At 64.2% G+C, this 24,600-nt stretch carries 27 protein-coding genes; all 27 read right to left on the reverse strand.

All coding sequences use genetic code 11. From position 1 onward, the window contains the following. Positions 1-50: 50 nt before the first annotated feature. The 27 genes from AC0L2F_RS06325 to motA all read right to left on the reverse strand — a co-directional run bounded on the left by AC0L2F_RS06325 (position 51) and on the right by motA (position 24,524). Positions 51-1,097: a flagellar hook-associated family protein gene (locus tag AC0L2F_RS06325; protein WP_007613937.1), complete on the reverse strand. Its 1,047-nt coding sequence runs from the start codon at positions 1,095-1,097 to the stop codon at positions 51-53. A 3-nt stretch (positions 1,098-1,100) separates the two neighbouring features. Next, complete coding sequence (flgK, locus tag AC0L2F_RS06330; protein WP_473247863.1) at positions 1,101-2,579, reverse strand: flagellar hook-associated protein FlgK; 1,479 nt, start codon at positions 2,577-2,579, stop codon at positions 1,101-1,103. A 34-nt stretch (positions 2,580-2,613) separates the two neighbouring features. After that, positions 2,614-3,867: a flagellar hook protein FlgE gene (locus AC0L2F_RS06335; protein WP_007613940.1), complete on the reverse strand. Its 1,254-nt coding sequence runs from the start codon at positions 3,865-3,867 to the stop codon at positions 2,614-2,616. Between the two features lie 95 nt (positions 3,868-3,962). Further along, positions 3,963-4,544, reverse strand: coding sequence for a transglycosylase SLT domain-containing protein (locus tag AC0L2F_RS06340; protein ID WP_473247865.1), 582 nt, complete (start codon positions 4,542-4,544; stop codon positions 3,963-3,965). Continuing rightward, entirely contained in the window at positions 4,495-5,859 is a 1,365-nt protein-coding gene (fliK, locus tag AC0L2F_RS06345) for a flagellar hook-length control protein FliK (RefSeq protein ID WP_473247866.1), read from the reverse strand. The genes AC0L2F_RS06340 and fliK overlap by 50 nt, the downstream gene beginning before the upstream one ends. Then, positions 5,856-7,055, reverse strand: coding sequence for a chemotaxis protein (locus AC0L2F_RS06350; protein ID WP_473247867.1), 1,200 nt, complete (start codon positions 7,053-7,055; stop codon positions 5,856-5,858). The genes fliK and AC0L2F_RS06350 overlap by 4 nt, the downstream gene beginning before the upstream one ends. Then, entirely contained in the window at positions 7,052-8,401 is a 1,350-nt protein-coding gene (locus AC0L2F_RS06355; RefSeq protein WP_007613944.1) for a MotB family protein, read from the reverse strand. The genes AC0L2F_RS06350 and AC0L2F_RS06355 overlap by 4 nt, the downstream gene beginning before the upstream one ends. A 6-nt stretch (positions 8,402-8,407) precedes the next feature. Then, positions 8,408-9,121: a hypothetical protein gene (locus tag AC0L2F_RS06360; protein ID WP_063995062.1), complete on the reverse strand. Its 714-nt coding sequence runs from the start codon at positions 9,119-9,121 to the stop codon at positions 8,408-8,410. After that, the gene (fliF, locus tag AC0L2F_RS06365; protein ID WP_063995061.1) at positions 9,118-10,749 is read right to left on the reverse strand and encodes a flagellar basal-body MS-ring/collar protein FliF; all 1,632 of its coding nucleotides are present in this window, start codon (positions 10,747-10,749) and stop codon (positions 9,118-9,120) included. Before fliF ends, AC0L2F_RS06360 begins: the two co-directional genes overlap by 4 nt. Positions 10,750-11,053: 304 nt before the next feature. Beyond that, positions 11,054-11,965 carry a flagellin N-terminal helical domain-containing protein gene (locus AC0L2F_RS06370; RefSeq protein WP_007613947.1) on the reverse strand — a complete coding sequence of 304 codons (912 nt, stop codon included), beginning with the start codon at positions 11,963-11,965 and terminating at the stop codon, positions 11,054-11,056. Positions 11,966-12,233: 268 nt separating this feature from the next. Next, positions 12,234-13,142 carry a flagellin N-terminal helical domain-containing protein gene (locus tag AC0L2F_RS06375; RefSeq protein ID WP_007613948.1) on the reverse strand — a complete coding sequence of 303 codons (909 nt, stop codon included), beginning with the start codon at positions 13,140-13,142 and terminating at the stop codon, positions 12,234-12,236. Between the two features lie 264 nt (positions 13,143-13,406). Next, a complete protein-coding gene (gene fliP / locus AC0L2F_RS06380; protein ID WP_473247868.1) occupies positions 13,407-14,147 on the reverse strand; it encodes a flagellar type III secretion system pore protein FliP in 741 nt (246 codons plus the stop codon). Continuing rightward, positions 14,144-14,587 (reverse strand): flagellar basal body-associated FliL family protein, encoded by a 444-nt coding sequence (locus tag AC0L2F_RS06385; RefSeq protein WP_007613949.1) that lies wholly within the window; start codon positions 14,585-14,587, stop codon positions 14,144-14,146. The genes fliP and AC0L2F_RS06385 overlap by 4 nt, the downstream gene beginning before the upstream one ends. 42 nt (positions 14,588-14,629) lie before the next feature. Further along, a complete protein-coding gene (gene flgH / locus AC0L2F_RS06390) occupies positions 14,630-15,325 on the reverse strand; it encodes a flagellar basal body L-ring protein FlgH (protein WP_007613950.1) in 696 nt (231 codons plus the stop codon). After that, positions 15,326-16,084 carry a MotE family protein gene (locus AC0L2F_RS06395; protein ID WP_007613951.1) on the reverse strand — a complete coding sequence of 253 codons (759 nt, stop codon included), beginning with the start codon at positions 16,082-16,084 and terminating at the stop codon, positions 15,326-15,328. It abuts the gene before it with no gap. A 64-nt stretch (positions 16,085-16,148) separates the two neighbouring features. Then, positions 16,149-17,279 (reverse strand): flagellar basal body P-ring protein FlgI, encoded by a 1,131-nt coding sequence (flgI, locus tag AC0L2F_RS06400; protein WP_473247869.1) that lies wholly within the window; start codon positions 17,277-17,279, stop codon positions 16,149-16,151. Then, positions 17,276-17,752: a flagellar basal body P-ring formation chaperone FlgA gene (gene flgA / locus AC0L2F_RS06405; RefSeq protein WP_083843280.1), complete on the reverse strand. Its 477-nt coding sequence runs from the start codon at positions 17,750-17,752 to the stop codon at positions 17,276-17,278. The genes flgI and flgA overlap by 4 nt, the downstream gene beginning before the upstream one ends. A gap of 13 nt (positions 17,753-17,765) precedes the next feature. Continuing rightward, the gene (gene flgG / locus AC0L2F_RS06410; protein ID WP_007613959.1) at positions 17,766-18,554 is read right to left on the reverse strand and encodes a flagellar basal-body rod protein FlgG; all 789 of its coding nucleotides are present in this window, start codon (positions 18,552-18,554) and stop codon (positions 17,766-17,768) included. Between the two features lie 15 nt (positions 18,555-18,569). Then, positions 18,570-18,899: a flagellar hook-basal body complex protein FliE gene (gene fliE, locus AC0L2F_RS06415; protein WP_063995057.1), complete on the reverse strand. Its 330-nt coding sequence runs from the start codon at positions 18,897-18,899 to the stop codon at positions 18,570-18,572. 2 nt (positions 18,900-18,901) lie between these two features. Beyond that, the gene (flgC, locus tag AC0L2F_RS06420) at positions 18,902-19,318 is read right to left on the reverse strand and encodes a flagellar basal body rod protein FlgC (RefSeq protein WP_063995056.1); all 417 of its coding nucleotides are present in this window, start codon (positions 19,316-19,318) and stop codon (positions 18,902-18,904) included. Between the two features lie 11 nt (positions 19,319-19,329). Then, positions 19,330-19,710 carry a flagellar basal body rod protein FlgB gene (gene flgB, locus AC0L2F_RS06425; RefSeq protein ID WP_007613964.1) on the reverse strand — a complete coding sequence of 127 codons (381 nt, stop codon included), beginning with the start codon at positions 19,708-19,710 and terminating at the stop codon, positions 19,330-19,332. An 85-nt stretch (positions 19,711-19,795) separates the two neighbouring features. Next, positions 19,796-20,881, reverse strand: coding sequence for a flagellar biosynthesis protein FlhB (gene flhB, locus AC0L2F_RS06430; protein WP_007613967.1), 1,086 nt, complete (start codon positions 20,879-20,881; stop codon positions 19,796-19,798). A gap of 13 nt (positions 20,882-20,894) precedes the next feature. Then, on the reverse strand, positions 20,895-21,935 hold the full coding sequence (locus AC0L2F_RS06435) for a flagellar motor switch protein FliG (protein WP_027570476.1): 1,041 nt from the start codon (positions 21,933-21,935) through the stop codon (positions 20,895-20,897). A gap of 2 nt (positions 21,936-21,937) precedes the next feature. Then, the gene (gene fliN / locus AC0L2F_RS06440) at positions 21,938-22,318 is read right to left on the reverse strand and encodes a flagellar motor switch protein FliN (protein WP_007613969.1); all 381 of its coding nucleotides are present in this window, start codon (positions 22,316-22,318) and stop codon (positions 21,938-21,940) included. Between the two features lie 76 nt (positions 22,319-22,394). Next, positions 22,395-22,709 (reverse strand): hypothetical protein, encoded by a 315-nt coding sequence (locus AC0L2F_RS06445; RefSeq protein ID WP_018453958.1) that lies wholly within the window; start codon positions 22,707-22,709, stop codon positions 22,395-22,397. Next, positions 22,690-23,628, reverse strand: a complete 939-nt coding sequence (locus AC0L2F_RS06450) for a flagellar motor switch protein FliM (protein ID WP_007613971.1) — start codon at positions 23,626-23,628, stop codon at positions 22,690-22,692. The genes AC0L2F_RS06445 and AC0L2F_RS06450 overlap by 20 nt, the downstream gene beginning before the upstream one ends. Continuing rightward, positions 23,625-24,524 carry a flagellar motor stator protein MotA gene (gene motA, locus AC0L2F_RS06455; RefSeq protein ID WP_007613972.1) on the reverse strand — a complete coding sequence of 300 codons (900 nt, stop codon included), beginning with the start codon at positions 24,522-24,524 and terminating at the stop codon, positions 23,625-23,627. Before motA ends, AC0L2F_RS06450 begins: the two co-directional genes overlap by 4 nt. Positions 24,525-24,600: the final 76 nt, after the last annotated feature.

The following is a 24,600-nucleotide window of genomic DNA, read 5'->3' on the forward strand; positions in this document are numbered from 1 at the left end:
GGAGACCGAACAACAAGACAAGGGTTACGCGCCTTACGAAGGAGCTGGACTCAGAGATAGTTGATGAGGCTGATCTTCTGGAGCTGCGAGGTGAGCGCAAGTGCCGTCTGGATCTGCGTCTGCAAGGTGTTGACCCTGACCGAGGCTTCCGTCGGGTCAACCTTCTCTATACCGACGATCTGATTGTTCAGAATATCCTGCTGCGTCTTGAGCTTGTCGGTTGCGGAGGTGATCCGCTGCTGGACCGTGCCGATGTCGCCGCCGAGGGTCGCAAGGTCAGTAATGGCGTTGCCGACAAGGCCGATGGCCTTGTCCACGACGACCTGGAACGTCGCTTGATCCAGGTTGGCGTTCCCGAGATCTGCCATCATGGTGTAGGCCTCGGCGAGCTTGCGGAAGCCTGTCTGATTGGCGCTGACGGAGGTATCGGCGATCTCGGTCGTGGAGATCCGGCTTTGCATGACCTGGTCGGTCGCCGATGACCAATTGGTGTTCCAGGCCGGGCTCGCGAACTCCGCATCGAAGGTGGTGTCGAGGAAGGTCTGCATCTGGGCCGGGGTGATGGTGTTCACGCTGGGCGATGATTGCGAGAACCCGAAGGTCGCAAGAAAGTCGGCGTCGACCTGGTTCTTGCTGGCCGAGCCCGCGGTGTAGGCCGTGATCGGCGTGTTCTGCGTGTTGATGCCCGAGAAGAGAGACGAGCCGTTATAGGAGACGTTCAGCGCGCCAATCAGATCCTGGAGGTTGGAGGACGCAGGCGGCAGGATGATCCGCCCGCCGCCGTCGGTGCTGCGCGCCGCGATCAGGTCCTTGAGGAAGTCCGTTGCGGTCGAACCAAGCTGGGTGATGCGGCTCTGCGTGATGTCCAGGCGTCCCGAGACCAGCCCGTTGGTATCGACGAGCTGATCGGCGAAGCTCAGGTCCGCCCGCAGGGTGACGTCGCCTCCCGTCGTGGCACCAAGCTCGAGGCCGACATCGGCGAAGCGGCCGGTGGTGGCTTCCTTCGAGGCCCTGGCCAGCGCGGCCTGATTGTTGGTGATCGAAGACCTCAACGACGAAGACAGCATCAAGGTCGAGATGTAGTTTGCGCTCATCATGACTTAATTTCCCACGGCAGCCAGCAGGCTCTGCAACATCTCATCGACGGTCGAGATGATCTTCGACGAGGCCGAATAGGTCCGTTCGACCTGAAGCATCAACGACATCTCGTCGTCCATGTTGACGCCGCTGACGTTCGACAGCGCCGCCGTGCTGCGGTCGAGCAGCGTTTTTTGATAGGTGACGTTGGAGTCGGCGGTCTTGCGCTGGTTTTCGATCCAGCTCATCGACGACGAAGCGAAGTCGATCAAGCTGCCGTTCGGCTTGCCTTGCGTGGTCGCATCGAACGGTTGCGACGCATCCATGGCGCCGATGAGCTGCTGCAGCCGGGCCGAATAACCGCCGTTGCCGGCGGTATTGTATTGGTATGCGACGTTGCCGCTGATCGCGCCATCGCGCAGCAGGTTGGGATTGCCGCCTTGGGCGGGATCGACCGATGCAGCAACGGAAATCGTACCAGCGAGGCCCACCAAGACGGTGGCGCTCGCCGGCATCGCCGGTGCGCCCGGATAGGTGAAGAGACCGGGGACGTCGGGCAGTGTCGGAACAGGCGACTGGTCACTTTCCTTGAAGGCATCGACCAGGCCGCGCGCGATTTCGTCGAGCTGGCTCTGGTAAGTAACCGTATCATTGTCGCGCAGCTGGGCCAGGCCAGCAAGCTTGCCGGACTTGAGCGGCATCGCGGAATTGGCGCCGGTCACCGGAACGCCATCGATATAGACCGCATTGCCGGTGGTGCCGGCCGTATAGGCGTTCGTCGGCGCAAAGCTCACCGTTCGCGCCGTCTTGTCGAACAGCACGACGCCGCTGTCCGTATAGAGCGCCGCATCGCCGTTGGGACGGAGCGACATCGACACCCCGACCTCCTGCGACAGCTGCGAGACGATGCTGTCGCGCTGGTCGAGGTAGTCGGTGATGTCGTCGCCGGAGATCGTCCCCTTCACGATCGCGGTGTTCACGGTCTGGAACTGGGAGAGCAGCCGATTGATGTTTTGAACCGACGTATTCATGTCGGCATCCGCGCCCTCACGGACCGACTGCACGGACTGGGTCGCCTGATTGAGCGCGGTCGCCATGTCCTTGGCGGACGTCACCGCCGCCTGCGCCAGCGTGGTGTTGTCCGGGGCGTTGGCATATTGCTGGAGCGCCTTCTTCAGCGCATTGAGCTGCGCCGTCGGCGACTGGTCGAGTTCCGGATCGTCCACCGTGGCAGAGGCGATCTTCTGGAGACCGTCAAGGATCGCGCTCTGCTTGGCCGACGTCGAGGTTGCGGTCAGCACGTTGGTGTAGAGACCCGAGCTCGCGGCGCGCTGGATCGCCGCCACGTAGACGCCGGTTCCCGGGAGGTTGTCCAGCACGGCAATCTTGCGCGAATAGCCGGCGGAGCTGGCACCGGCGATGTTGCGCGAGATGACCGACGACTGGATGCCCGACGCCATCAACGAAGAGCGGGCGGATTCGAGAGCGGCGGTAAGGTTCATGATCTGCTCTTGCCGGGGACGAGCGCTGAAGAAATCAGCGCTTCAGGTTAACGACCACGTCCAGCAGATCGGCGCCGGTCTGGAACGATTTCGAGTTCGCGGTGAAGCCGCGCTGCGCCTCGATCATCGAGGTCAACTCGTCCGCGAGATCGACGTTGGAATCTTCCAGAGCACCCGACTGGATGGTGCCGAGCCCGCTCTTGCCAGACACATCGACCTGCACGTTTCCAGAATCCAGGTTCGGCGAGTAGACGTTGCCGACTTCGGGCGTCAGACGGTCGGGGCTCGGAACGGTGGCGAGCGCGATCTGGAAGCTCGGCAGCGTGGTGCCGTTCTTCAGGACGGCGGTGACCACACCCTTGTCGTCGATGTTGACCTTCTCGACAGCGGAGGGCGCGTTGCCGTCGACGTTCGCCTTGAAGTCGAAACTGGAGGCGACCTGGGTCATGGCCGAGAGGTCAATGTTGAAGGCAGCCGAACCACCGGGGATCGCCACCGTAAGCGATGTCGCACTCGGCGGCGGGCCCACCAGGTCCAGCTTGCCTTTTCCGGTCGAGCTCACGTCGAACGTGAACGTCGTGGCAGCGCCGTGCACTGTGAGCACGTTGCCCGCGGGATCGTAGACCTCAACGTCCCACGTATTCGCGCCGGTCTTGGCCGCATAGACGTCGAGCGTCACGGCGTTGCCGATGTTGTCGTAGGTCACCATCGACGTCTTCGACGTGTAGTTACCCGGGCCAGCCGCAGCGGCCGGTGCAGCAACGATTGCCGCACTCGGATCCAGGTTGGCGGCCACGGTGGCCTTGGTCGAGGGTGACGCCTGCAGCGCCATCTGATTGACGTTGATGACCTGGAGGTTGCCGAAACCGTTGGCGGAAGTGTTGGGCACGGCGCCGTTCTGGATGTTGTAGCCCATCAGCTGGAAGCCGGCGGCGTTGACGAGGTTGCCCGTGCTGTCTGGCACGAACGCACCGGCGCGCGTCAGGAAGTTGTTGCCGTTCGGATCCTGCACGACGAAAAAGCCGTTGCCCTGGACCGCGAGATCCGTCGCCGAGGTCGTAAATTGGTAATTGCCGGCATCGCTGATCGCGTAGCGCACCGTGGTCTCGACCGCGCCGGAATCGTAATTGCCCGAGCCGCTCTTCAGGATCAGCGAGGAAAACTCGGTCGAAGCCCGCTTGTAGCCGGTGGTGTTGACGTTCGCGATGTTGTCCGAAACCGTCGACAGCTTGTTGGACTGCGCGCTCATCCCGGAAACGCCGGTGCGCATAACACCATACAGGCTCATGAATTGGGCTCCTTTGGTAGGTTGCAGTTACAATGGAGGCTATTGCTTGCGCGGGGCTGATGATGGGGAACGATGCACAACTTGGTGTCGTCTCCTTAGGTCGTCTTGGGTTGACAGAACGAGCGCGCCTTGTCGGTCCACGCGCCGAAGCCGCTGGAGACGAGATGCGCGACGATGTGGCAGACGTAGCGCTTCTGCGCCGGCTGGTTGTTGGGGCCTGCATTGTAGCGGGCGACTGCCATGGTCCAGCTGCCCTCGCGCTGCTTCAGCTCCTTCAGGAAGCGCGCGGCGTAGTCGACATTCCCTGCGGGATCGAACATCGCCCGGACCGAGGCGAACTTATCGCCGTGATAGTAATGGTTGATCTGCATGCAGCCGAGGTCGATCAGCTTGATCCCCTTGGCTCGCATGGCCTCGAAGTTGGCGATCGCGTCGTTCACGTCCTTGGCGAACACGGTCTGTCCTTCGGCGCCGAGCGCGTAAGGATAAAGTGCGCCGCGCCGCCCTGTCTCGGTCAGGCCGACCGCGTAGAGAATGCCGAGCGGAATTCCGTGCTGCCGGGACGCACGCGCCATCTCGCGCTCGCACGGGCGCGCGTTGTCGGTCGCAGCGGTCGCGACGCCGGCGTTACAGATAAACAGGGCCGCGACGAAGCTGCGGCGCCACGTCCTGGTCATGACGCGTCTCCTGGTTGGACCGGCGCTCCTGTCGGGCCTGCTTCGCGCCGCCGTCCGCTTGTCCCGACGAATTGCTCGTACCGTCGAACGTGCCTTGCGACTGCGGCGATGGCTGTTGCTGGCCCGAGAGCTGCGGCTGCGACTGGCCGGAGCCGCTCTGGAATCCATCCAGCGAGCCGTGCTGGACGGGCGCGACGTCGGCGACGTAGCCCGCCGACTGCATCAGATCGCGGATCGAATCGCGCTGCTGATCCAGCATCTGGCTCGTGTCCTTGCGCTCGGCGGCGAGGTAGACGGACACCTCGTTGCCGACGAGACGAAGGCGCACGGTGACATTGCCGAGCGCGGGCGGCTCGAGATTGATGGTCAGGATCTTGAGCGGCTGATCCGGCGCATTGACTTGGGACGCTGCAAGATCCGGGGCCGCGGACGCCGCCGGTGCCGGAGATTCCTTCAGCTCGGCGACGACAGCGTTGGCAACCTGTTGCGGCGCGTTGAATTGCGCCGGCGGCAGATGGGTCTCTTGCTGGACCACCGTGACCTTGGTCGTCTCGGGCAATGGGTCCCGCGCCGAAGCCTTGGCGGCACGCTCGACATTGGCCGCGACGGTCTCAAAGCCGGGTGCCGTTGCTTTCGGCGATGGCTCACTGCCGTCCGTCGATGTCGCCTGGGCGCTGGTCGTCGCGTGCGAATCCGCGGCCTGCGAGTGCGCGGCGGTCGGAGCCACGAGAGGTGAGGTGTCGGCTGTCGTCGCCTTCGCCGTGCCCAGGGCCTGAACGTCGCGCTTCGTCATGGAAGACCGCTCGTCACGCCCGGGCGCATCCTTCTTGTCGCCGGCCGGGGCTTGCATCTGCGGCTGCACGACCGGTGGCCCGGCGACGATCTCCTGTCCGATGATCCCGGCAATGCTCGATCGGCTCAGGACGTCGGCCTGCTCGGTATGATCGAGGGGTCCATGTTTCCCGGACGACTTGTCGGTCTTTTTGTCGGAAGATTTCTCGGCGGGCTTCTCGCTGGATCTGGGCTCTTTGACCGCCGCGGTACGTTCGTGCACCGTCTCGTCGCTCGCGTTATCCTTCCCGCTCTGATGCGCCAGGCGTGTCCGCAGCGTTCCGGCCTTCACGGCCGTGTCGCTGCCCTCATCGTTAAGCGCGCGCTTCGCGAGGTTCGAGACGGTGTGCAGCAGATCGTTGAAGGACGAGTCCGCCTGCGCTTTCGCCCCGGCGCTCTTGCCGGAGCGCGATGTGCCCCGCATGTTGAGGCTTTCGGCGAGACTCGAAAAGACCTGTCCGGAGGTTCCACTGAGCTTCGTCATGGACGGCGATCCCTGGTGAGAAGTTCGAGCTCGCCGAGCTGCCTCTGCGCGCGCGCAAGCGTTGCAGTCGACGACGCGAGATCGAGACGCGCCGGCGTGACCGGAGGCTTGTCGGCTGCGGCGGCGGATCCGCCGGCGAACGGCTTGCGAACGTCGAGTGCGAGCTGCACCGTTGCATTGACAAAGGGAATGTCGCGCTCGGGCAGCTTCGACCGGTCAAGCGCCTTCAACTCGGCGAGACCGCCGTCATATTCGTCGGCGAGCGCCCGCGACACGCCGCGGAACAAATGCGCCCGCTCGCGTTCCGCCGAGGCATCGGCGCTGAGAGTCAGGGCACGCTCGCCGGCAAGCCGGGTCACGGCCAGCCCTCCGCGCACCATCGCGGTCCGCGCGATCACGAGATAGAGCTTGAGGCGGCTCGCGCGGTCGATCTGCTCCAGCAGGGTGGTGATCCGCGCAAACCGACGCTCGTCGAGCGCGAGGCTCGACTGCGTCAGGCCGGTCGCAAAGCGCTGCCAGAAGTCCCCGGCATAGACCGAGTTGTGGTAGTGCCTGATATAGGCCAGCGTCAGGAACTCGAACTTGTCGAAATCCTCGGCTTGCCCGACCAACAGGATCTCGCGCCGCAGCGCGGCCTCCTCCACCAATGTGCCCGGCAGGAGCAGGCGCGCATCGTCCAGACGCTCGATTGCGAGCGATGCCTCGGCGCGTGCGAACAGCGCGCCCTGGACCAGCGCGAGCTGTCCGCCCAGGCCGGACGGAACCGTCCGCGGCTTGACGTCCTTGAGCAGTTCGCGCGCTTCGTCCTGACGACCCTCGACATAGGCAAGCGCGCCATCGAACAGCCGTCCATCGACGTTCAGCTTGTCGCGCGGCAGCTTGCGGATGATTTGCGGCGCGCCGCCGCTGAGCAGGTAGATGACAGCGGCCTGGCCGTTCTGCGGGTTACTCCACACGCCCGGATCGGCGGCGAGAAATTTTTCGCCGATCTGCCGGATCAATGCGCCGTGGTTGCCGTGTGCCGCATTATCGCCATTGGCGATGCCGTCCTGCACGACTTGCAACGCTCGAACGAGCTCATATGGCTCGCCCGATGCCGATGCCGACGGGGCCGGCATCGATGCCGGCTCGGCGAAAGCGCCTGCCGCCGTGAACAGCAGCATCAGCAGCGCGGCGCGGAAAAGAGCCCTGATCAAGGACGCTTCTCCCGGACCATGATCTCGATCCGGCGATTCTGCGCCGCCGCCGGATCGTTTTGAATTTTCGGCCGCCGATCGGCGTAACCCTCGACATGCTCGATGCGCTGCGCATCGACGCCGGAGCGGACCAGCATATAATAGGCCATCTGCGCACGGGCCGTCGACAGCCGCCAATTATCGTAGGTCTCCGAACGGTACGGCCGATTGTCGGTGTGGCCGCGGACGATGATCAGGCCGGGACGCTTTGTCAGCAGCGGGCCGATCTTGTCGATCACACGGATGAGCTCGGGCCGCGGCTCAGCCGAGCCGACCGCGAACATGCCGAAATTCGCATCGTCGGTCAGGCTGATCAGCAGGCCTTCCTCGACCTGACGCACCTCGGCCACCGGTCCCGCGCCGGCCTTGACGTCCGACAGCGCATCCGCGATCGCCGATTGAAGCTGCTTGACCGCTAGTTGCTGGGCCTGAGCCGCGTCGCGCGACTCGGATTCCTTCGTCGTGTCGTTGGAACGCGATTGGGTGGCCGCATTGGCTTGATTACCAGCCTGGGCACCCGGCTGCGCGTTCCCTTCGCGTGAGGCCTGCGATGGCGCGGGCCCCGGCGGCAGCAGAGGCGACAAGCTTGCGGACGACGCATCGGCGTTCGGAGCCACGCTTCCGCCGGCATCGTCCTGCCTGGCTCGGCGCGCCTGCGGCTCGCCCTGGCCTGTGCCGGACGCAGTGTCGCGCGCGGACGCATTCGGCTTGGACTCGGGCTTGGACTGAAGCTTGGGCTCGCCCTCGATGATGCGATCGGCATCCTTGGCTGCCTGCGGCGCAAGCTTCCAATAGCCGGGATCGAACGGATCGCGGTAGGCGTCGCCTCCCTTGAGGCCATCCTCTTCGGCGGAGGTCAGAGCGCCGGCGCGCCGCTGGCCTGAGGCCTGGTTCGCGCTGCTGGCGATCTCGGCAAGCGTCGTATAGGGATCGCGGAACAGGACCTTCTCCTCGTAGAAGGGCGGCTTCTCGGCCGTTGGAGAGTCACCGCGACGTTCCTCGCTCGGTCCTCCCGGCTGGCGCCTGCCGTCCTGGCCGTCGAACGACGACGGCTCCTTCTTGGAGAGATCCTTCAGGCCCTTCGGGGCAGGTGCGTTCTCCGCGAGCTTGATCGGATTGAAATAGCTCGCGACCACCTGCTTTTGATCCTGGTTGAGCGCATTGATCAGCCACATCACCAGGAAGAAGGCCATCATCGCGGTCATGAAGTCCGCATAAGCGATCTTCCAGACGCCGCCGTGCGGCTTCTCGTCGTCGAAGGCGCCCCGCCGGCGGATGATGACGAGTTCTGATTTGACCTCATTCATGACGGACTACCGGCGCGCCTCTTTCAGGCGCTCGCTCCAGGCCGTGATCTGCGTCTCGATCACGGTCTGGTCGGCCACGACGCGAACCTCAAAAGTATCGGCGGCCTCATACTCGAAGCCGGTTCGCCGGGCCGTCCCGAGCTGCGTCTTCACCAGGTCGAGCAGTTCGCTCGGGCCGGTGACCTTGAACACCGGCACCGGCGAATTGCCGGTCAGCGCCGCAATCTGCTCGACCAGCGACCCGATCGCCTTGTCGCGGACCGCATCGGCGAGGAACGGCAGCAATATCCGCGCAACGGAGCTCGCGATGTTGGTCTCGATTTCGCGGCAAGCCGTCTCGAAGCCGCTGACGACCGCCACTGCCTGCTGGTCGGACCACTTGGCCCGCTCTTCGCCGAGCCGGATCGCGCTGCGAACTCTTTCCTCGGCGATCCTGGACTCGCCCTCCGCGACGCCGGCCGCATGGCCGCGCCGAAAGGCATCGTCCAGGAGATTGACCGCCGGTGCCTCCGTCTTCGGCGCCGGAGGCGGCGACTGAAGCTGCGGCTGCGACTGCGGTTGCGAATGGGTCTGAGGCTGCGGCTGCGGCTGAGGCTCGCGCCGGGCTTCCTTCGGCCTCGTCAGCACATCCTGGATTTTGGGCGGCGGCGGAGGCGGAGGCGATTTGACCCGCCCGTTCGCGTCGAACTGCGTCAGGAGCTTTCCGATTGCCGCGTTCATGCCGCCTCCTCGCGTCGCATCCAGTCCTTAAGAATCGCTGCCGCCTGCATCTGATCGAGACGGACGATCTGCTCCAACCGCTTCTGCGGCGTTCGTTGCATCTTGCCTTCGAGGTCTTCGACCAGGTTGAGCTCGGCCTCTTCGCTGTCCGCCAATGCAAGGGCGCCGGCGGCCGACTCGAGCTGGGCAGCTTCCGCCGCCTCGGTCTGCTCCTGCGCCGCGCGATGGGTCAAAATGCCGTTGACCGCAGGACGAAGTCCGAACCACACCAGCATCGAAGCTACGGCCAGGATCGTGACCGCGTTGATGACGCTGCCGAGCTGCTTGTTGATCATCTCGACGAAGCTGATCGGCGGCACCGGCGCCAGTTCGCGCGAGCCTTCGATGAAATCGACGGCTGTCACCTGGATTTGGTCGCCGCGCGCCTTGTCCAGCCCGCCGGCCGTGGCCGCGAGTTGGCTGATCTCGGCGAGCTTGCTGTCGACGATGGCCTGGTTGCTCTTGTCGCCCAGGTCGGCAATGAGCCGCCCGCGGTTCACCAGCACGGCAATGAACAGCTTTTTCACCGAATAGCCGTCGCTCACCGTCGTCGTGGTCTTGGACGAGACCTCGAAATTGGTGACGTCCTCGCGGCGGGTCTTGTCCTCGCTGGAATTTTTGGTGCCGCCGGCGTTCACCTGTTGGTCGGGAAGATTCTGCTGCACCGTGGTCGGCTGCGAACGATCTGCGTTCTGCGACTTCTCGTTCTCGCGAACGTTCCGCACCGAGCGTTCGGCGCGGCTTTCGGGATCGTAGACGGTCTCGTTGGTCTGCCGCTTGTCGGTGGAGAGCTGCGATGCCACGCTCACTTCGAAATTGTCGAGGCCCAGATACGGCGTCAGCGCCTTGCGGATGTTCTCCTGCACCATGCCGCCGACCGTCTTCTGCAGGCTCGCCATCTTGGTCGGAGCAGCAGTAGCCTCGTCCTCTTCGGCAAGCAGCATCGAACCGTCGGCGTCCAACACCGTGACCTTGTCGCGGCTCATGCCCGGAATGGCCGCCGCGACGAGATGACGGATCGACTGCGCCGTGCGCGCCTCGATTGCGCCGTCGGTCCGCAGCACGACCGATGCGGAAGGTGGCTGCTGCGTCGCGCGGAACGACCCCCGCACCGGCATCACGATATGCACCCGCGCCGCCTTCACGCCCTTCATCAACTGCACCGTGCGCGCGATTTCGCCTTCCAGCGCCCGGAGCTTGGTGACCTCCTGCATGAACGAGGTCAAACCGAGCGAGCCGATCTTGTCGAACAGCTCGTAGCCGGAATTGGCGCTGGTCGGCAGTCCCTTCTCGGCGAGCAGCATCCGCGCTTGCATGGTCTGGCTCGGACGCACCGAGACCGCGTCACCGGCGGTGTTAACGTCGAAGGTGATGTTTTGCTCGCGTAGCGCGGCACCCATGCGCGTCACGTCTTCGCGGGAAAGGCCCGTATAGAGCGTTTCGAATTCAGGCCGGCTCAGATAATAGGCGCCGCCCACGACGGTGACGAGAACGGCGAAACCGATCAATCCCAAAGCCATCAGGCGTCGCGGCCCAAGCTCCAGCAGATTATTGAGCAGTTGCTGTACCTGCGCACGACTGAGCAGCATGTGACCTCGTACCAATGCGAACGTAGAGGACACTCTGCTGCCAACCTTGCCTGAAGGTTGCGCGAGACCACGAATGTATCGGTTCGCCGGCGAGGCGTTGCAATTTTACAAGAGAGCGAGTGACGCAATCGCGCGCGTCTGCAACAGCCGGACAGCCGGTTGCATCGCCGTGCGATCGACGACGGCATGTTGCCTGGGATGCGGCGTCAGAAGATCGATGTGGGCACGTCGTGTGCCGTCAGATCCGCCGTTCATGGCGGAGACCGTGCTCCCTGGGGAGCACGGTCGTTTTCGAAGCCGCGGCTTAGCGGAACAGCGACAGGATGCTCTGGCTGTTCTGGTTGGCGATCGAGAGCGCCTGAACGCCGAGCTGCTGCTGGGTCTGGAGCGCCTGAAGGCGGGTCGATTCCGCGTTCATGTCGGCGTCGACGAGCTGGCCGACACCGCGGTCCACGGAGTCCATCAGGGTCTTGACGAACTCCGTGTTGGTCGCGAGGCGGTTCTTGACAGCACCGAGATTGGCGGCGGCCGAGGCCACCGAGTTGATGCCGGCGGTGACCTGCGCAATGTAGCCATCGAGCGTGGTCTGGTCAGCCGCCGAGTCGGTCAGCGCGGAGATGCTCATCGTGTCGATCGACGGAGAGGTCGAACCGGCCGTGTCCAGAATGCCGCCCTGCGCCGAGGTGTAGAGCGAGTAGTTGGCGGTGGTCACCGTGATGGAGCCGATGGTGGGCGTGCCGCCGACACGCGAGTACGACGACACGAGGTTGAAGGTCGTCGGCGTGGTGGCGGTCGTGCTCAGCCAGTTGATGCCGTTGAAGGTCGCCGAGTTGGCCTTGAGCTTCATGTCCTGCTGGATCTGGGTGATGTCAGCCTGGATCTTGGTCCGGTCGATACCGGCGGTCTTGGCTTCGACCAGCAGCGCCTGGAGCTTGGTCAGGCCGGAGTCCTTGTCGCCGATGACCGAGGTCAGAGCAGTATATTCGGTGTCGACGGTCGCAGCCGACAGACCGAGCGAGTCGGAGACCGCGGAGAGCGCGGCGTTGTCGGAGCGCATCGACGTCGCGATCGACCAGTAGGCAGCGTTGTCCGAGGCGGTCGAGACGCGCATACCGGTCGAGATCCGGTTCTGCGTCGTCGCGAGCTGCGAGCTGACGTTGCGAAGGGTCTGCAGCGCGGTCATTGCAGACGAGTTGGTGAGGAGGCTAGAACCCATTTTGATGTCCCTTTGGAGATTGAATTGAGTTTGGGGACATACCGGACTTGCACCGGTACGGCAGGGCGGCGTCATGCCTTTGGGCTGCGCAAAAGCGTCAAGGCCCAACCTGTCGTAACGGCGACGATAGCCCGCGAAGCTTGTGCGAGGCTTGTGGCTCTGTGTCTTTGCCGCAACAAGGCGCGGCCGAAATGACGGCGCGCGACGTCACGCCAAAAAAAGGGCCGCGCTTCGCGAGAAGCGCGGCCCTCCGAAGATCGTTTGAGGCTTAGCGGAACAGCGAGAGAATGCTCTGGCTGCTGCTATTGGCGATCGAGAGCGCCTGGACGCCGAGCTGCTGCTGGACCTGGAGGGCCGACAGGCGGGTGGACTCCTGGTTCATGTCGGCGTCGACGAGCTGGCCGATACCGCGATCCACGGAGTCCATCAGCGACTTCACGAAGTCCGTGTTGGTCGAGAGGCGGTTCTTGACGGCACCGAGGTTGGCGGCGGCCGAGGCCACCGAGTTGATGCCAGCGGTGACCTGCGCGATGTAGCCATCGAGCGTGGTCTGGTCAGCTGCCGAGTCGGTCAGCGCGGAGATGCTCATCGTGTCGATCGACGGAGAGGTCGAACCGGCCGTGTCCAGAATGCCGCCCTGCGCCGAGGTGTAGAGCGAGTAGTTGGCGGTGGTCACCGTGATGGAACCGATGGTGGGCGTGCCGCCGACACGCGAGTACGACGAGACGAGGCTGAAGGTTGTCGGCGTAGTGGCGGTCGTGCTCAGCCAGTTGATCCCGTTGAAGGTCGCCGCATTGGCTGTCGCCTTCATCTGCTGCTGGATCTGGGTGACGTCGGCCTGGATCTTGCTGCGGTCGATACCGGCGGTCTTGGCTTCGACCAGCAGGGACTGGAGCTTGGTCAGGCCGGAGTCCTTGTCGCCGATGACCGTGGTCAGAGCGGTATATTCGGTGTCGACGGTTGCGGCCGACAGACCGAGCGAGTCGGAGACCGCCGAGAGCGCGGCGTTGTCGGCGCGCATCGAGGTCGCGATCGACCAGTAGGCGGCGTTGTCCGACGCGGTCGAGACGCGCTGGCCGGTGGAGATGCGGGTCTGCGTGGTGGAGAGCTGCGAGCTCACAGACCGCAAGGTCTGGAGTGCGGTCATGGCGGTCGAGTTCGTAAGCAGGCTTGACATTGCGAATGTCCCTTTATGTACGCGTTACATTTTCACGAGGGGACATACCGGGCTTTCACCGGTACGGAGGGGCGGCATCATGCCTTTGGACTGATGTGGGTGGGGTCCAACCCGCCGTGCCGCATTGCTAACACGCAGAAGCTTGCGCACAGATTAAGATCGGCTTGAATTACGCAGTAAAATCAGATGGTTAACATTACCTACTGCTAACCATAGGCCGGTACTTCTCGCTAACCATAGCCATCCGGCTGGCGCTCGTTGCCGTCACGAGAACGACCGCACCAGCCCTGAGGCGAGCAGGTTCCAGCCGTCGATCAGCACGAAGAACAGCATCTTGAACGGCAGTGCGAGGATCGTTGGCGGCATCATCATCATGCCCATCGACATTGTCAGCGTCGCCACGATCATGTCGATGACGAGGAACGGCAGGATGATGAGAAATCCGATCTCGAACGAACGTCTGAGCTCGGAAATCATGAAGGCCGGAATGATGACGCGCATGTCGACGCGCTTGTCGTCGAACTTCCTGCGGAAGCTCTCCGCGGCGAGCGATTCGAAGGTCTGCAGATCCTTGTCGCGAACATGGGCCAGCATGAATTCGCGGAACGGATCGGTGATCTTCAGATAGGCCTCTTCCTCCGAGATCTCGTTCTTCATCAGCGGCTGGATGCCGGTTTCCCAGGCGCGGTCGAAGGTCGGCGCCATCACGTAGAAGGTCATGAACAGCGCAAGGCTGATCAGCACCAGATTGGCCGGCGTGGTCTGGAGGCCGAGACCGGCCCGCAGGAACGACAGCGCCACCGCAAATCGCGTGAAGCTCGTTACCATGATGAGCAGTCCCGGCGCCACCGACAGCACCGTGATCACCGCCATCAACTGGATGAGCCGGCCACTGGTCGAGCCGTTGCCCGGCGGCAGCAGCGAATTGAGGTCCGGAATCTGGGCCAGTGCCACTTCGGGCAGCACGACCAGGAGCAACGCAAGCAGCAGGACTCTCAGTTTCACTGAATCACCAACGTCTCAATGATCAATTCGCGGATCTTGCCCGAGGAGCGGATATTGGCGCGTTCGGTCAGGTCGTCGCGCAGGTGCTGAAGCCCGCGCGATCCCTCGAACTGCGCCACCGTCGCCGACCGCAGATAGGTGACGATGTCCTCGCTGATATGGGCCGCCAGGATGCCGGCATCCTCGTCGCTCATGCTGTCGGTCACCATGGAGGCTTCGATGCGGGCCCAGTTGTTGGCCGGCGCGCCAAGATTGGTCACGATCGGGGACAGCTTCCTGAGCCGCGCGCTGCCGGCGTAGCTGGAGGCAAGAGGCGGCGGCGTGGCGGTTTTCTTCGCATCGGCAACGCGCTCGGCGGCCGCAAACAGATGCAGGCCGGCAAGCGCGCCCGCGCCGATCGCGACCAGGGTCAGCACCACGATGGCCGCAATCAGGCGCATGACGTCCCCTGCCCTCGTGACGCGGCCCGACGGTCGCGCATCTCAGAACGGTGCCACGGCGTCATAGATCCGATGTCCCCATCCGGGCTGCTGCACGTCAGACAGATTTCCGCGACCGCCATAGGCCACGCGCGCCTCGGCGATCTTCTCGTAGGAGATCGTGTTGGTTCGCGAGATATCGCGTGGACGCACGATGCCGCCGACGTTGAGCACGCGCATTTCCGTGTTGACCTTGAATTCCTGCGAGCCGCTGATCATCATATTGCCGTTCGGCAACACGTCGGTGACGACGGCCGCGATCGACAGCTTGATATCCTCTGTGCGGTCGATCTGGCCGTTGCCCTTGATCTGGGTGTTGGTGTTGAGGTTGGCGCTCGTCGAGCCCTTGTCCTGCCATCCCGCGACGTCCATCAGCCAGTCGAGTCCGAACTTGATCTGCGAATCGCGCGAGCGGTCGGTCTTATTGTCGAGCTTGGCCTTGTCCTGCATCGAGATGATCACCGTCACGACGTCACCGGTGCGGCGGGCACGCGGATCGCGGTAGAGATCGGTGCCGTCGTCCCAGGTCGAGCGATAGCTGACGGGTGAGCGCATGCGAGGCGTCACGGGAATCGGATCGGCCTGCGTCCTCAGGCCGCTCCCGACCGGCGACAATCGCGGGCCGGTCAGGACCTCGGCCGGATCAGTGACGCATCCGGCAAGCGATAACAGCGAGAGGATGAGGATCAGATTCTTCATCTATTTGGTCTTTCCGTCATCCACGCGACGCATCCCGCCGAGCAGATCGGCGAGGTGCGCCGCGCGCCCCGTCTCCATCTCGTTGAAGATTGCGCTTGAGCTCCTCGGGCTGAGCTTTGCGAGCACGGCCGCGGCCGTCTCGTCCGCCATCCCGGCGATCTGGGTTGCGGCGGCGTCCGGCTTCATGCGCGAGTAGATCTCAACGACGCTCGCTTCGGCCTTCTTCAGGAAGTCGTCGCGCAACGCCATCCACTTCTCATATTCCGCGCGCTTGGCCTCGACCTCGGCGATCCGCTCGCGAAGCTGGATCTCGGCCTTCTCCAGCTCCTTGAGCTGCCAGGCCAACCTTGCATCGACGGCGGGGTCGGCGACATTGCTGCAGAACAGGGCGACTTCGTTGTCCGCGGTTGCAGCGGCCTGGGGCGGTACCGGCTTCGGCGGCGCCGTGACGCTGCCGGGCTTGGCCGGTCGCGGCGCGGCTGTGGGTGCCGGCGCGGGCTTCTCGGAGGCCGGCACGGCACCCGTGGTCACTGGTCCCGAATCTTCGGCTGCCCACGCCGTCGCCCGCATCGACGCATTGTCGCTCGGGATCGATGAGATCGGCTTCTGCGGGGCAGGCGTGCGGGCGCGCGCGAAGGACAGCAGGTTGAGCGGCTTCGACGGCTTGGCTTCATCCAGCGCCAGAACGGGCGAAGCGCTCGCGAGCGCGGAGGCCGCGACCAGGAGGAGGAGTTTGGCTTTATGATCCAGCTTCAACATCGGCCCGCGTGCGATTCTCGGTCGAGAGAGCATTGAGCGACCAAGCTTGCACGGCGCTTACGCGTCATTGCACGATGACATCCGCCTGGAGGGCGCCGGCCGTCTTGATCGCCTGGAGGATCGCGATGATGCCGGATGGTTTCAGGCCGATCTGGTTCAGGCCGCGCACCAAGCGCTGGAGATCGACGCCGCTCAGGATCGCCACCTGCGATCCGGCCTCGTTGGCCTCGACCGCGGTCTGGGGCACGACCACCGTCTGCCCTTTCGAGAAGGGCGCCGGTTGCGACACCACGGGAAGCTCGGTGACGCGGACCGTCAGATTGCCGTGCGTCACTGCAACGGTCGATATCCGTACGTCGCGTCCGATCACCACCGTGCCGGTACGTTCGTTGATCACGACCCGCGCCGGCGTGTCCGGCTCGACCGTCAGCTCGCCGATTTCGGCGAGGAAGCGGACCGGGCCGATGTGGCGCGGCTTCGACAGCACGATGGTGCGGTAGTCGCGCTCGAAGGCGATCTGGGCGCGGTAGCGTCCACCCGCGTAGCGATTGATGGCGTCGAGGATTCGTGTTGCGGTGACGAAGTCGGGGTTCTTGAGCTCCAGCACCAGGTACTCCATTTCATGGAGACTACCCTGCACCTCGCGCTCGACCAGCGCGCCGTTCGGGATGCGGCCCGCGGTCGGCGTGCCCTGGCTGACGTTCTGGGCCTGGCCCCCGACGCTGTAGCCGGCGACCGTGACCGCGCCTTGCGCCACTGCATAGACCGCGCCGTCCGCCGCGCGCAGCGACGTCATCACCAGTGTGCCGCCGAGCAGCGAGGTCGCATCGCCGAGCGACGACACGGCCACGTCCATGCGCTCGCCCGCACCGATCGAGGGCTGCAGGTCCGCGGTCACCATCACGGCCGCGACGTTGCGCGTGCGCAGCGTCGTCGGACGCGGGGGATTGTTGGTGCTCGTGGTCTCGTTCCTGACATTGATGCCCATGTTCTCGAGCATCGATTGCAGGGACTGCTCCGTGAACGGCGCATTGCGGAGCGTGTCGCCGGTGCCGTTCAGGCCGATGACGAGGCCGTAGCCGACGATCTGGTTCTCGCGCAATCCCTTGATGTCCGCGATGTCCTTGATGCGGACGGCGGCCTGGGCGCTGGCGGCGGAAACGAGCAGGACGAGCGCAAGCAGGACTCTGGTCATGACCCGTCCAAGACCTTGACGGTGCCGTCCGGCTGGACGACGCCCCTGATGATCACGCCCGTATCGGTATTTCGTATCGGGATCAGCGCGCCGGGCGCACCCGACTGCATCGCTGCGCCATAGGTCACGATCGACAGGCCGCTGTCTTCGACCACGACCTTGACCATCGCGCCGCGGGCGACCGTCCAGGGATCCTCCACCGAGTTGGTCGGGATCGGCTGGCCGGGCAGCAGCGCGCGGCGCGCCATGCGGCCGACCAGGACCTGGCGTCCTTCGATGAACATGGCGACGCCGAGCACGTTCGGCGCGAAGGCGCGCTCGGTGATCATGTCGTCCCGGATCAGCTCACCGGCGCGGATCGAAACGGCCGGCACGGGAAGCCGCTTCTCCTCGGCCGCGGCGAGACGCGCCGAGACGAGAACCAGCAGCACGGCGGCCAACCCGCGCATGATCGAGCCCATCCTGTTCAACATGGATACACCGGAACTAGCGCATGCCCTTCGAGACCGTCTGGGCCATTTCATCCGAGGCCTGGATGACCTTGGCATTCATTTCGTAGGCGCGCTGGGCAGAGATCAACTCGGTGATTTCCTTGACCGGGTCGACGTTCGAGGCTTCGAGATATTGCTGGTTGATCTTGCCGTAGCCGGAATCGCCGGGCAGCCCGACGACCGGCGTGCCCGACGCCGTGGTCTCGCGATAGAGATTGCTGCCCAGCGGTTCGAGGCCGGCCTCGTTGGCGAAATTGGCGAGATTGAGCTGGCCGATCTGCCGCGGGTTCACTTCGGTGTCCAGCTTGGCGAACATCTGTCCGGTCTGGTTGACCGTGACCTGAACTGTCCCCTGCGGCACCGTGATGGCCGGGTCCAGCAGGTAGCCATCGATCGTGACGAGCTGGCCGTTGGCATTGGTATTGAACGAACCTGCGCGGGTGTATTGCACCTCGTTGTTCGGGCCCAGCACCTGAAACCAGCCGCGTCCGTTGATCGCCATGTCGTAGGGATTGCCGGTCTGGGTGAGCGCGCCCTGGATGTGCAGCTTGCGGATCGCCGCCGACTTGACGCCGAGGCCGAGATTGGCGCCTTCCGGGATCGGCGACGAGCCGCTGGTGTTGGCGACGCCCTGCATGCGGTCCATCTGGTAGAACAGATCGGTGAATTCGGCACGCGCTCGCTTGTACGAGGTCGAGTTGATGTTGGCGATATTGTTCGCGATGACTTCGATGTTGGTCTGCTGGGCGTTCATGCCCGTGGCCGCGATGGCAAGCGATTTCACAGCGTCACTCCTTGATCAGATCGACATCCGAACGACTTCTTGATAGGCCTGCACGACCTTGTCGCGAACTGCGACCGCGGTCTGCAAGGCCTGCTCGGCCGACATCAGCGCCTCCACGACGCGCCGCGTCGATTCCTTGCCCTGCATCGCCGAGATCGAAGCCGCCTCGCCCGCCTTCAGCGTCCCGATCGCGTCCGTCGTCACCTGCTTCATGACGGATTCGAATCCGACGTCGCCGCCGGACTGGATCGTGGGCGTGGCCGCCGGCGAGATGGCCAGCGTCTCGGTCGCGCGGCTTGCCGCCTGCCCGGCCGAAATCGCTGTAGATGAAATCGCTTCAAGCATTATCAGCTCCTCAGCAGGTCGATGGTCATGCCCAGCATCGACCTCACCTGTTTCACGACCTGGAGATTGGCTTCATAGGACCGGTTGACTTCCCGCATGTCCGCCATCTCGATCATCATGTTGACGTTCGGCAATTTGACGTAGCCGGCCTTGTCGGCGGCGGGATGCCCCGGGTCGTACTCCACGCGGTACGGCGTGGTGTCGACCCCGATTTCCTTGACCTTCGCCAGCTGTGCGCCCGACGCGCGGTCCATCGCGGCATCGAAGGTGATCGTCTTGCGTTGATAGGGATCGGCGCCGGCGACGCGCCCCGTCGACGTCGCGTTGGCGAGGTTCTCCGAGACGATGCGCATGCGCGTTGACTGCGCTTCGAGCCCGGAGCTCGCGACCGTCAACGAGGATTGCAATGAGTCCAGCATGTCAGTTCACCTCAGGTCTTCGCGCTCGACAGCAGCATGCGGTGAAAAGACCGCACGATAGCCGAGTTCATCGAGTAATCGCGACTGACGTCGCTACCCTTGATCATTTCCTGCTCGAGACTGACGGAGTTGCCGGAGTGAACCACATCCCAGCTGTCCTTCTTCGCGGTCGCCCGCGTGTCGCTCTCGGTCGGGGAGAGCTGCAGGTGCGACGGCGACGTGGTCGCCAGTCTCACCGGCGTGTTGTCGAGCACCTTGTTGAAGGGCTCGACGTCGCGCGCCTTGAAGCCCGGCGTGTTGGCGTTGGCCACGTTGGTGGCGATCGTCGATTGGCGGAGCTCGAGGTATCGCGCCTGCGACGATGCGAGTTCGAAGAGATAGAGCGGTCCCACGGCAGCACCATTCTGGTTCAGACGGTGTAACCTTAGGGTCGCAAGCTTTCGTCAGGCTGATGGAAGGGACGCCGTCCTCGGAATTCTACTGGACCTTCTCGGACCGCGGCGTCTGCTTGGACTGCAGGAAGTAGATGATCTCGGCGACTGGCCGGAAGAACTCCGCCGGAATCACCTGGTCGACCTGAACCGCCTCGTAGAGCGCGCGCGCCAGCGCCTTGTTCTCGATCACCGGAATCCGGTTCTGCTCGGCGACTTCGCGGATCTTCAGCGCAATCACGTCCATGCCCTTCGCCACGACGATCGGCGCCGGATTTTCTTCGCGATTGTAGCGCAGCGCGATCGCGAAGTGCGTCGGGTTCGCGATCACCAGCGTCGCGCGCGATGCGGAGGCGATCATGCGCTGGCGCGAGCGGTCGCGCGCCAGCGAGCGCAGGCGCGCCTTGATCAGCGGATCGCCTTCGGCCTGCTTGTGCTCGTCCTTGATCTCCTGCCGCGTCATACGCAGCTCGCGCCGCCAGTGGAAGCGCGCCCAGGCCAGATCGACCGCGACCAGAACGATGGTCGCGATGCAGATCGCCGAGACGATTCGCATGGCGATGCTGAGAATCATCTCCGGCAGGGCGACCGGATCGGTGTACATCGCCTCGAACGCCTTCGCTTCCGACGAGCGCAGCACGAACGCGACGACGATAGTCACCGCGGCGAGCTTGAACAGCGACTTGGCGAACTCGACGAGGCCCTGCGATCCAAACAGCCGGCTCCAGCCACTGAGCGGAGAGATTCTCGAAAGGTCCGGCGTGATGCGCTGGAGCACCAGGCTGGGAGCATTTTGCAACAGCGAGGCTGCGAGCCCGAACGCCGCCAACGTGACGACCAGCGGCGTCAGGAACCGCAATCCCTGAAGACCGACCACGATGAGGAGATTCTGGGCGTCAGCCCCGGTGCTGAGAGGGAAGCCGTCGGGATCGTCGAGGAAGCCCGTCAGCATCGGCGTCAATTGCTGCACGCCCTGGCCGATCAGGAACGCCTGGATCACCATCAGCGCGGCCATCGAGGCGAAGATGGAAGCCTCCCGAGAGACCGGGATTTTGCCCTGTTCGAGCGCATCGCGGACTTTCTTCTCGGTCGGCTCTTCTGTCTTGCTCTCCTGATCGGTTGTTTCTGCCATGCCCGTTCAGCGGTCAGCGAAAGACCAGCTCATCCTCCTGCTCGGGGTTGAGCTCGATTTCGCCCTTTTCCGCAAGGTCGAGCGCGAGGTCCGTGATCACGCGCCGCGCCTCCAGCACGTCGCGCTGGTTCGACGGTTCGCCGATGGCGAGTTCGTGCTCGACGACCCGGCGGACGCGCGAGGCGACCGAGGACAGGATCATCTCGCGGAAGTGCTTGTCGGTGCCCTTCAGCGCGATGACGATGCGATCGGTCGGCACCTGGTCGAAGATCATGGTGCGCGCCTTCGGCGTCAGGTTGGTCACGTCGTCGAAGGTGAAGAGCAGCTCCTTCAGCACTTCGGCCGACTTCGGCCGCTTCTCCGACAGGCTCTTCAGCATGTCCTCGATATGTCCGCGCTCCATCTTGTTGATGATGTCGGCGACGCGGGCATAGGTGTCCGCGCCGAGGTTGCGGGCGAAGTTCAGCGTCAAATCCTCATGCAGCGTCTTCTCGAGGACCCTCATGGCGTCGTCGACGATCGGCTTGAGGCTGAGCACGCGCCGCATCAGCTCGTTGCGCAGGCTCGACGGCAGCTGGCTCATGACCTTGGCGGCGCAGGACGGCTTGACCTTGGACAGGATCAGCGCCGCGGTCTGCGGATGCTCCTTGGAGAGATAGCTTGCCAGCGAGTTTTCCGACACCGACGAGACGCGGTCCCACACGGACCGGCTCGAATTGCCGAGCAGGTCCGACATGATGGCCGAGACCTGGTCTGCCGGAAGTACGTCCCCGAGCACCGCTTCCAGGCCACCGAGGGTGCCGAGAATATTGGCGCCCATCGAGAATTGCTGGGCGAACTCCTCGACGATCGCTTCGAGTTCCTGCGCCGTGATCGGCCGCAGCTCGGCCGCGGCTTTTGTAACGGTGCGGATATCCTGCGGCTCGAACTGCGCGAGCACGCTCGCGGCCGCCTGCCGGCCCATGGCGAGCAGGAGTGCCGCGACCTTCTCCGTTCCGCCCAGCGTGGCGACGCCTCGCTGCTTGATAGGGGCCATGCCGACCTGTGCCGCCATGGTCAGGTATCACCCTGTCCCAACGGCCCGACAATTTCGGTGAGTGAGACGCCGAAGCGGGAATTGTCTTCTTCGACCACGACCACCTCGCCGCGGGCGACCACGCGGCCGTTGACGACGACGTCGACGGGTTCGCCGACCCGGTGGTCGAGCGGAACCACCGCGCCGCGGCCGAGCTTCATCAGGTTTGCCACCGGAATGGTCGCCGATCCCAGCACCACCTGCATGGTCACGGGAATGCGCAGGATGGCATCGACATTGGCGAATTTGCCAGTCTCCTCCGCAGTGCGCGCGGCGATCTCCGCCAGCCGCTCCAGCGGAGATGTCTCGGTATGCCCGTCGTCGGACGCCGATGCTGACTCATAGTCGAAGGATTGCGCCATCTGGTATCGCCTCTTGGTATTTCCGCTCACGGAGCGCCGCGACGTTCCGATCGTATTTATTCCGCCGGCTTCGACTTCAATGCTTGTTCACGTCGGCGCCGCCCGCGGTCGCCGCGGATGCGAGCCCGCTCCTCGCATCGAGCGCCGCGATCGCCTCGTGGGCCTGATCGATCTTCGTGCTGAGCACGTTGGCGAGCCGCCCGAGATTTGCGGTGGAATCATGCGCCGCGGTGATGACCGTGTCGAACGCGCCCGCCGTCTCCTGGACGATGGTCGAGAACTCGCCCTGGTAGCTGCGCAACCGCGCCAGCTCGCGATGCATCCGGGTCACCCGCATGCTGGTGAAGGCGAGCGCTATCAGCAGCACGGCATCAACGAGATAGGATATCATCGACGAACTCCCGTTTCTGATCGACGGGATCTGCCACCTGCATGGCGTAATAGCCATCAAGCTGGCCGATCTGACACCAGAACAGCACCTGGTTGTTGCTCTCGAGTCGAGCCAGCGTGCGCGGCGTGGCTTCGAGCTCGAGCACCTGTCCGACCTGGAACTTCACGACGTCGCCGAGCGAAATCATCTTCTCGTCCAGCACGGCGCTCAGCGTCACCTCGGTGCGGTGAACCTCGGTCTCCATCTGCTCGCGCCAGCGCGGATCGGCGGCGCGGCCGTCGCTGACGACGACGGTCGCGAGCTTCTGCCTGAGCGGGTTGAGCGCGGAGTGCGGAATGATGAGGAACATCTGACCGCCGCGGTAGAGCGCCTGCAGCATGATGTTCGCGCAGATCGACATGTTGCCGCTCCGCCCGATCGCCAGCGAGGCCATGGCGGTCTCGACCCGCTCCACGCGGAAGGTGACGTTGGAGGTGCCCGCGAAAGCGGATTGCAACGCCTTGGCGAACCGCTCGAATAGCGCCTGGACCAGGCGGATCTCGATGTTCGAGAAGCTGCGCTCGACGTCGAGCGGCGGTTCGGCGCCATCGGAGCCGAACATCGCCTCGACCATCGTGAACACGAAGTCGCGGTCGAGCATGATGATGATGCGGGAGTCCCACTGCTCGGCATAGAGCACGGCCGCAACCGCGTTGGCCTCGTAGTCCTTGATGATGTCGCCGACACGATCGTTGGTGATGCCGTTGACCGAGAAATAGCATGGCGTTCCAGCCATCGGCTGCAGGCTGTCCGTGCACGATGCTGCCATGCGATCGAAGATCACATTGAGCATCGGCATGCGTTCGATCGAGATGCCGGCGGCGTCCAGCAGATAGTTCGGCAGCGGCTTGCGCTGATCGACGTCGAGGGCTTCCATCATGATGCGCGCGCAGCCTTCGGTTCAACCTCGGTCACGACCGCCTTGGGGCCCGCGATCGTCTCGTTCTCGACGACGTCGATCGAGGGCCGCTCGGGGCTCGCGATCATCTTGCGGCCGTGCTCGACGGCGATCTGCGGCATGGCGCCGTTCATGAACGCCAGCAGCGTCTGCTTGACGATGATGTAGGGCCGGCAACGCTTCTCCCGCGTCATCTTCACCTTCATCGCGAAGGGCGAAATGATGCCGTAGGACAGGAAAATGCCGGCGAAAGTGCCGACGAGGGCGGCGCCGATGAAGCCGCCCAGCAGCTTCGGCGACTGGTCAAGCGCGCCCATGGCCTTGATGACGCCGAGCACCGCGGCGACGATGCCGAGCGCAGGCAGAGCTTCCGAGACCACCACCAGCGCGTGGTAGGGCGCCAGCTTGCTCTTCACGATGGTGTGGATCTCCTCGTCCATCAGCGCTTCGATCTCGTGCGTTCGCGCGTTACCCATGATGATGAGGCGGACGTAGTCGCAGATGAACTGCAGCAGCGACGGATCTCCGAGCACGCTCGGGAACGCCTTGAAGATCTCGGAGGACGCGGGATCGTCGATATGCGCCTCGACCTCGTTGCGGCCCTTGCCCCGCAGCTCCCGCATCAGCGCGTGCAGCGCGCCGAGCAGATCGAGATAGTAGCGCTGACCTGGCACCGCCCCCGTCACTGCCTGCACGCAGGCAAGCCCGGTATCCGCGACCGTCTTCCAGGGATTGGCCATGATGAAGGTGCCGGCCGCGGTGCCCATGATGATCACGAACTCCCATGGCTGCATCAGCACGCCCAGATGCCCGCCCATGGCGGCGAATCCGCCCAGCAGTGCCGCTACCGTGATGACGATCCCCACGAAACTGCCCAACGCGCCGCTCCATCACCGATCCCATCGGGAATATCTAGTCGGCGAGCCTTGCGCGAGGCTGGCTTCCCCCTCGCCA

The organism is Bradyrhizobium sp. Ken64 (assembly GCF_055807555.1).

Excerpts from the sequence above, each read along its gene's own strand:
- AC0L2F_RS06335 (WP_007613940.1), bottom strand. The coding sequence starts at position 3,867 with ATGAGCCTGTATGGTGTTATGCGCACCGGCGTTTCCGGGATGAGCGCG.
- AC0L2F_RS06445 (WP_018453958.1), bottom strand. The coding sequence starts at position 22,709 with ATGATATCCTATCTCGTTGATGCCGTGCTGCTGATAGCGCTCGCCTTC.
- flgC (WP_063995056.1), bottom strand. The coding sequence starts at position 19,318 with ATGCTGGACTCATTGCAATCCTCGTTGACGGTCGCGAGCTCCGGGCTC.
- flgA (WP_083843280.1), bottom strand. The coding sequence starts at position 17,752 with ATGTTGAACAGGATGGGCTCGATCATGCGCGGGTTGGCCGCCGTGCTG.
- fliK (WP_473247866.1), bottom strand. The coding sequence starts at position 5,859 with ATGACGAAGCTCAGTGGAACCTCCGGACAGGTCTTTTCGAGTCTCGCC.
- fliF (WP_063995061.1), bottom strand. The coding sequence starts at position 10,749 with ATGCTGCTCAGTCGTGCGCAGGTACAGCAACTGCTCAATAATCTGCTG.
- AC0L2F_RS06375 (WP_007613948.1), bottom strand. The coding sequence starts at position 13,142 with ATGTCAAGCCTGCTTACGAACTCGACCGCCATGACCGCACTCCAGACC.
- AC0L2F_RS06355 (WP_007613944.1), bottom strand. The coding sequence starts at position 8,401 with ATGAATGAGGTCAAATCAGAACTCGTCATCATCCGCCGGCGGGGCGCC.
- flgI (WP_473247869.1), bottom strand. The coding sequence starts at position 17,279 with ATGACCAGAGTCCTGCTTGCGCTCGTCCTGCTCGTTTCCGCCGCCAGC.
- AC0L2F_RS06450 (WP_007613971.1), bottom strand. The coding sequence starts at position 23,628 with ATGATGGAAGCCCTCGACGTCGATCAGCGCAAGCCGCTGCCGAACTAT.
- AC0L2F_RS06435 (WP_027570476.1), bottom strand. The coding sequence starts at position 21,935 with ATGGCGGCACAGGTCGGCATGGCCCCTATCAAGCAGCGAGGCGTCGCC.
- AC0L2F_RS06340 (WP_473247865.1), bottom strand. The coding sequence starts at position 4,544 with ATGACCAGGACGTGGCGCCGCAGCTTCGTCGCGGCCCTGTTTATCTGT.
- AC0L2F_RS06370 (WP_007613947.1), bottom strand. The coding sequence starts at position 11,965 with ATGGGTTCTAGCCTCCTCACCAACTCGTCTGCAATGACCGCGCTGCAG.
- fliE (WP_063995057.1), bottom strand. The coding sequence starts at position 18,899 with ATGCTTGAAGCGATTTCATCTACAGCGATTTCGGCCGGGCAGGCGGCA.
- flhB (WP_007613967.1), bottom strand. The coding sequence starts at position 20,881 with ATGGCAGAAACAACCGATCAGGAGAGCAAGACAGAAGAGCCGACCGAG.
- AC0L2F_RS06385 (WP_007613949.1), bottom strand. The coding sequence starts at position 14,587 with ATGCGCCTGATTGCGGCCATCGTGGTGCTGACCCTGGTCGCGATCGGC.
- AC0L2F_RS06325 (WP_007613937.1), bottom strand. The coding sequence starts at position 1,097 with ATGATGAGCGCAAACTACATCTCGACCTTGATGCTGTCTTCGTCGTTG.
- fliN (WP_007613969.1), bottom strand. The coding sequence starts at position 22,318 with ATGGCGCAATCCTTCGACTATGAGTCAGCATCGGCGTCCGACGACGGG.
- AC0L2F_RS06360 (WP_063995062.1), bottom strand. The coding sequence starts at position 9,121 with ATGAACGCGGCAATCGGAAAGCTCCTGACGCAGTTCGACGCGAACGGG.
- flgH (WP_007613950.1), bottom strand. The coding sequence starts at position 15,325 with ATGAAGAATCTGATCCTCATCCTCTCGCTGTTATCGCTTGCCGGATGC.
- AC0L2F_RS06395 (WP_007613951.1), bottom strand. The coding sequence starts at position 16,084 with ATGTTGAAGCTGGATCATAAAGCCAAACTCCTCCTCCTGGTCGCGGCC.
- flgK (WP_473247863.1), bottom strand. The coding sequence starts at position 2,579 with ATGAACCTTACCGCCGCTCTCGAATCCGCCCGCTCTTCGTTGATGGCG.